Annotated in this window: 1 protein-coding gene; it reads right to left on the reverse strand. The window is 35.2% G+C overall.

Features of this window, described 5'->3' with window-relative positions:
• Window positions 1-155: 155 nt before the first annotated feature.
• On the reverse strand, window positions 156-6,140 hold the full coding sequence (locus tag AB1414_13285) for a carbohydrate binding domain-containing protein (protein MEW6608397.1): 5,985 nt from the start codon (window positions 6,138-6,140) through the stop codon (window positions 156-158).
• Window positions 6,141-6,638: the final 498 nt, after the last annotated feature.

Here is a 6,638-nt window from a genome sequence, read left to right on the forward strand (position 1 = left end):
TTTCCACAATCAATTTCTACCTATTTCTATAAATTTCAATCTATTTCTATTATCTTATCTCCATATCACCCTTATCTCCTTATCCCCTTTCTTACACTTTTGATATATAGCCTGAACGGTTACTAATCCGTGTCCATCTGTGGCTGAATAGTTACCTAAAACTTAAAGTTCACCCTGAATCGTGCCTCGTAACCGTAGAAATTTTTATCCTTTTCTAATTTATTTTGAGTATAACCTATCTTCCCACCTAATGTGCCAGTAACATTCTTTTGTAATTCATAAGTTCCACTCATATCAACTGAATATTCATTTGTATGGACGGTGATTCTATTGTTTTCTTTTTTCTTTTCTAACTTAATTTTTAGAATGGTATCGGTTGTAAGTCTTTTGTTCAGAGTAAGTTTACGGCCAAATGGGAGTTTAACTGGTTGTGGTCTTGTAATATCATGCTTTATTAGAAAACTGGGTGTAATATTAAATAGCGAGTCGTTAAGCCCCCCTTGTTTTTTGGTTTTAGAGTTTTGATGGTCTAATTTAAACTCTGTATCTAATCCTTGTTTCCATTTTCGTTTCCAGATTAGAGATGGTTGAAGTTGAGTTTTAATCGTTGTTTCATTGGATTGTGTTTTACTCCAGGTATATTTATTGGTAAAATATGTTCTATCTGAGGAAGATGTGCCTAACAATTTGTTATATTTTGGGAACGCCGTCAATAAATTAATTCCCATATCTAACTCATAGGAATCGGTTAATGACCAGGTTAAGGAACTCTGGTTTTGACCTTTTTCATCCGTTTTAGTATAATTCAAAGATGTTTTTTCCAGAGGTTTCCATGGCGTATACCAATTACTTCTTAACTCATATCCCCGTTTATTGCTGGCTGACCTTCGCTCACCGCCAAATGACGGATATTGACCTGTTTTTGGCCCCTCTCCTTTTAATAACTGACCTTTATAATAATCATTATAAATATTTTTTATGCAGTCCAACAAATCTAATTCGGCTAAAAGATTATTATAATTAGCCGAGACATCAAGGGTAAATTTAGGGGTAAAGGTAAAAATCTTATATCTTGGCCAACCTTTTAATTTCGGAAACCACTCAAAAAGATTCAGTTCTTTTTCCGAAGTCAGTCCAAAATGAGCGCTGGTATTAATATCCTTTCTCCGATTGGTAGATGTTCCTGCATAAGATTCCTGGTATATCATCCCGCTGTCAACTCGAGGATTGATAAAGGGAATACCACTATAAACTATTCGGTCAAACTTTTGTTCAAGTTTCCTTGAAGTAAGGTAATATTTTGTATCATCCTGAGCCAAATTTTGTGTTTTTTTCAAGGTTTGAGTAAAGTTAGACATAGATTTGCCTGTTAATGTTTTTATTGGCGTCCATTCTAAATCCACTCGTTCATCCTGGCTTCTGGTTAGGATTCGTTCATTTTTTGTTGTTTCTACCTGATATTCCTTTTTTGACCAATCTTCGTTATGTTTATAAGTTGAGGTAAGACCAAGTTTTTCACCCGTTGGTATCCACCTGAATATCTTCTTTGGAAATGTGTAATTGTAGACATAAGTCGTATCGCCGTGTAGATTTTCATAAGTTTCATCCTCTTTTTTACTTCGGCGGTCGGTATTGATTATCTTACGGTCGCCCCAGGCGTTAAGAGTAATATCCGGAAACTTTGGTATTTTTTTAGCGAGTTCCTTAATCTTAAAATTTGTTGATAATTTCTGGTATTTTGCCGTAGTTTGCCCACAATTGTTATTAAGCATATTTTGACCAACAAGTGGGTCAAGTTTGCTGATGTCATGAAACCATTCATATTTAAGCGGTAAAAATTTTATCCTGGTGAAATTTAAAGTTAAATCTTGTCTTGTCGTATCATCATTTTGAGGTGCTCGACCAATACATTCAAATTCACCATCTATGACCTTTTCACTCCAATCAAGGCTAAGATAATCTTTAAATTTAGTATTAATTGCAACTTTTCTTGCCATACCATTTGATTCTTTCGCCTCAGATAAATGAATTTCATTAACATAAATTTCGCCGCTAATTGATTGGGTGGTAGAGGTATTTTCAACCCCCATGCTAAGCCATTTGATATTATCAAAGGTAGGGTTATTTTTCGCCTCATAGCCATAGGGTAGTTCGGTATAATTATAAGGTGGTGTGTTTGAACCTTTTCTTTTTTCTTCTTCAATTACACTAATTAGTTTATTTTTAAAATCATCCAGATTAATACTTATCAATCTCCACCCTGTGAAGTCAACCGGAAGTGTATATCCAAAGTAATTATTTTCATTTAACCCAAATCTTATGAAGAATTTTTCAGATTGACTATCGCCATAGAGCCAGAATTTAAGATATTTATAATCATTATAACCTTGTTGAGTCTGAAATGTGCAGTAGGAATAACCTTTTGTTATAGTAGCAGGGGTTTGAGTCCCAGCGGTTGTTGGTTCCAGGTTATATTTTAATACCAGCGCCTCTTCTCTTTTCATATCTTCATCCGGGTATAGTTCTTTATACTCAGCGAAGGTTCTAATGGAGCTATAAACATCATCTTCTGCATTCTTTGAGCTAACCGTAAATGTGCCTTTTCCGTGAGGAGTAACCGTGCCCATACTCCATCTGCCGCTACCAATAAGTCCAAGACCACCAACACAGATTTCACCTTCCGTAGGTGTCTGTGTGCCTTTAAATCGTAATCGGATATGTTTAATAGCACTCAAGCGTGGTGTTCCGGTGCCTATTTGTGCCTTTGATAATGGAATAGACCATAACTGCCAATCTCCTATTTGATATTTAATACTAACCGTTCCCCCAAACTCTTTAAAATTCAAGACAAAATAGTTCTCGTTGACACTTAAGAGACCATCTCCGTTTAAATCTTCTGTATCAAGTTGATTATTATCGGCGCCTATTTGAGTAGTTATACCATCAAGATATTGAAATTGCCAGCCCGTATCTTCATTCTGATTAAGCACATAATCATTATTTACATCTTCTTTTTTCGGCAACCTTCCTTCTCCTCCTATACCATCGGCGTTTTCTGAAACCTCACCTAAATCAATATACAATTCATCTATTTTATTCAGGTCACTGTTTCTAAACCAGATTTCTAAATGTGTATAATCAGTAAAATCAATGGGCGTATTAGATAGCGGGGAAACAATAGAAATCCAGGAATCAGTTCCAAAATCCGTATAATGAAGTCGCAGGACATTTTCTTCTACCGTATCATCATCTTCCCATTTGACATTCTCTTCATAATCATAAGGACCTGATATTTCGGTTATTGGTCGATAAACAGGTGCGGTCATAAGATTTCCATAGCTATCTTTGCAATATAATAATTTAGCCCTTTTATTTGTTGGCAGCAGACTACCGAGTTGCCAGGCGTTTTCATCCATAGAAATTGTCCTTGCATCCTCCACACCTTCCATAGAATCTATAATTGCCGAGCCAAAGGTATTTTTATCCTTGAAGGATTTAGCCACTTCCCCACCAATAGTTATATCAAGGGGTAATTTATTATCCATCTTAAACAGATTTTTCAACAGAGGGAGAACTTTAATCGAGGCATTGACATCTACTACCTGTAAATTTCCAAGTGTTGGGTCAGAAACCTTAGGTATTTTTTTCAACTTTTGTGCACCTTCATAAAGATAAGTAGAACCTATGGAAAAGTTGTCATTTAGTTTAAACTCTCCACGCAAACCGGCTATTGTTTTCTGGTATTTTGTTCCGATAAAAGGTGTGTATTCATAATCTATTTTAATCGTTGTATTTTCAGTGATATTTATATGTGGCATAAATGTCAAAAAACCGGTATCATAGTCAATAAAATAATCTGTATTAGGCGTTAATAATTTCCCATCAACATAAATCTGTTCACTGCCTTCAACAATGTTCAAATAACCTAACATATAAGTCTTTATTTTAGTGGTATAACTCCCTATAATCGTATATTTATGCTGTTTGGAATAATCATCATTTGGATTATATGAAACAGATAGGAGTTCAAGATAATCTTTCAACTCGTTAATATGGGCATTTAAGAAAGGATTCGTTTCTGTGCCTCTCAGGTCAAAACAGGTCATATCTGGAAATTCTATAATTCCGGTCTCATGGTCGATATAATCCTGATTGATTGTCGGGTTATCATCAATCTTACCATCACCATTATTATCCAATCCAAAGATTTGTAAATAATAGTATTCGCCTGTATCTTTGGTATTATTATTATTTTTATCAAAAAAATTCTTACTGGCGTTATCTATAATCTCTAATTTAAGGTCTGTATCTGTTGGGATACCTTTTTCACCTATGGTGTAGCGGTTTTTCATTTCAAAAATATCATCTTCTACATAAGCTACGCCTGGTTCAATCATAAGTATAGTGCCCGGGTTATTTATATCTCCAGAGTATTGTTGTGGAAAATATTTACCGGTGTTATCTCTAAAAACTACACCCACGATGTAATCTCGACCAACATTTTGTTTAAAGGTAATGATGCTATCCCCATTATTATAGGTATAATCCTCCCCGTTGTATTGGATATCAAAACGGCCGGTATAAGTTTTACTTCCAATTATCGCCGTTGCCTGACCAATATGTTTAGGTGGGTTATTATTATTACCATTTTTATCATCAATATATACTGCCTCTAAAGTAATGGGAGTAGCAATCGTCCCCAGTTCCTGCGAGAATAAATAATAATATTTTTGGGCAAGATAACTTGTATCCGCTCGATTGATATTTACTATTCTTCTATCTCCTTTGAATTCTTTGGTTACTCTAATTCCTTTACTTCTACTGGCAATACCCCAGAGATTAGTTTTCTTACCTAATTTTGCCTCAGCACTCACACCAAATACCTGCTGATTATAGTTTACAAATTCAGTGTTAGGGGCACTGAATTTAACATCACCAAATTCTACCTTTTGAACAACCTCTTTATTATCACCTTGATAATTTATATAGAATTTTTGTTTTTTATTCTGGTTAATATCACTATAGTCAACTTTAATATTGATTTTATTTTTTATAGTGCCTTGAAGTAAGACCGTTAGTTCCTGGTTGATATTAATTCCCGAGGTAAATCCACCGCCAGGCTTTTCCTTATTTTTACGCCGTTTAGAATCAAGAAATTCAGAATTTCCTGCTTTTATATCAATTACCTTTGTCCCGTCAATCTGTAATTTTGAATCTATGGGTAATTCGCGGTCAAGGAAAGCATTCAAATCAAACTCTTTCTGTCCGGCTAATTCTTCTTCTCTCTTTTTTCTCCTTTCCTCTTTTCTTTTTTCCTTTTCAGATTTTTTAGCCAGTTTTTTTGGTTCTTTTTTCTCTAATTCAGATTTTTTCTTTTCTTCAATCGCCTTTCTTTGAGCTTCTTCCTTTTCCCCCTTTTCTCTTTCAGCCTTTTCTTTAGCCAATTTTTCTGCTTCTTTTTGTGCTAATTCGAGTTTTTCCTTTTCTTCAATAATTTCCCTTTTTAGTTTTGCTTCCTCTTCTACTTTTTTAGCGGCTAATTCTTTAATCCTTTTTTCTTCTTGTTGTTTTGCCCTTTTCCGAGCAAGTTCCTGTTCAATATCTTCTTCTATTAATTGTAATTTTTCTTCAAATTTTTGTTTTTCTTCCCGGGCTATTTTTATCTCTAATTCTTTCATTTTTTGTTCTTCTTCTTCAATAAGTTTTTGTTTCTCCTCGAGGATTTTTTCCCTTCTTTCCGCCAACTCCTTTCTTTCTATTTTGGCTATTTTTTCTGCGGCTCTTTTAATCTTGTTGTAGTGGTCTCTATCAAATTTTAGTTTAATTTGATATGGTATAATTACCTCAAATTCTACCTCAGGTTCAGGTTCTCCTATCTTTTCTTCTATTTTAGAGATAGGTTTAAGTAAGCTAACCTCTCCCTGGGCTAATGATTGATATGGGGAGGTAAATGCTTGTTTTGTAGTGGTAGTTTCAACTTTTGAGGCAGTAGATTTTTTAGCAGAAGGGGTAAGCAATTCTTTGTCTATCACTAATTTTTCAGTTAATAAGGTTTGAGCCCAGAGATTAAGCGGTATAAATAATATTAGAAAAACACACCTTTTAATCATTACTATTTCCCTAATATATAATGATACCATATAATTCAATTAAATGCAAGTAAATTTTTGCGACCTGTGTAATAGGTCAGTTATTGTAACCGTTCAGGTGGTAATTTACCGCAGAGACGCTGAGGAACAGAGAAGACATAGAAAATAAATTAGAGCACATAAAAGATTAGTAACTATTCAGCCACTGATTAAGACGGATTAGCACGGATAAAGACAGAGGATAGAGAAGAGAGGGCAGAGGGCAGAAGGCAGAGGACGACAGGAGGAAAAACCTTCAGCCTAACTACGGACACGGATACCGGACACGATTCACGAATTTTCAGTGTTTCATCCGTGTCCATCTGTGGCTGTAGAGTAGAGCACTGGCGCAGTAATAGAGCTGTTCTTGGGTTTTCGATGCGCGCAACTACTAACGCTACAACAGTTATCCTGTTTCCAGCACCCCCTCATCAAACCGTGCGTGAAGTTTTCCCTCACACGGCTTTCCGATAACTGCTCATCTTAAGGCTTTCGTCCAACTGAGATGGT

It is taken from the genome of bacterium (genome assembly GCA_040755795.1).
Taxonomy (GTDB): domain Bacteria; phylum UBA9089; class CG2-30-40-21; order CG2-30-40-21; family SBAY01; genus JBFLXS01.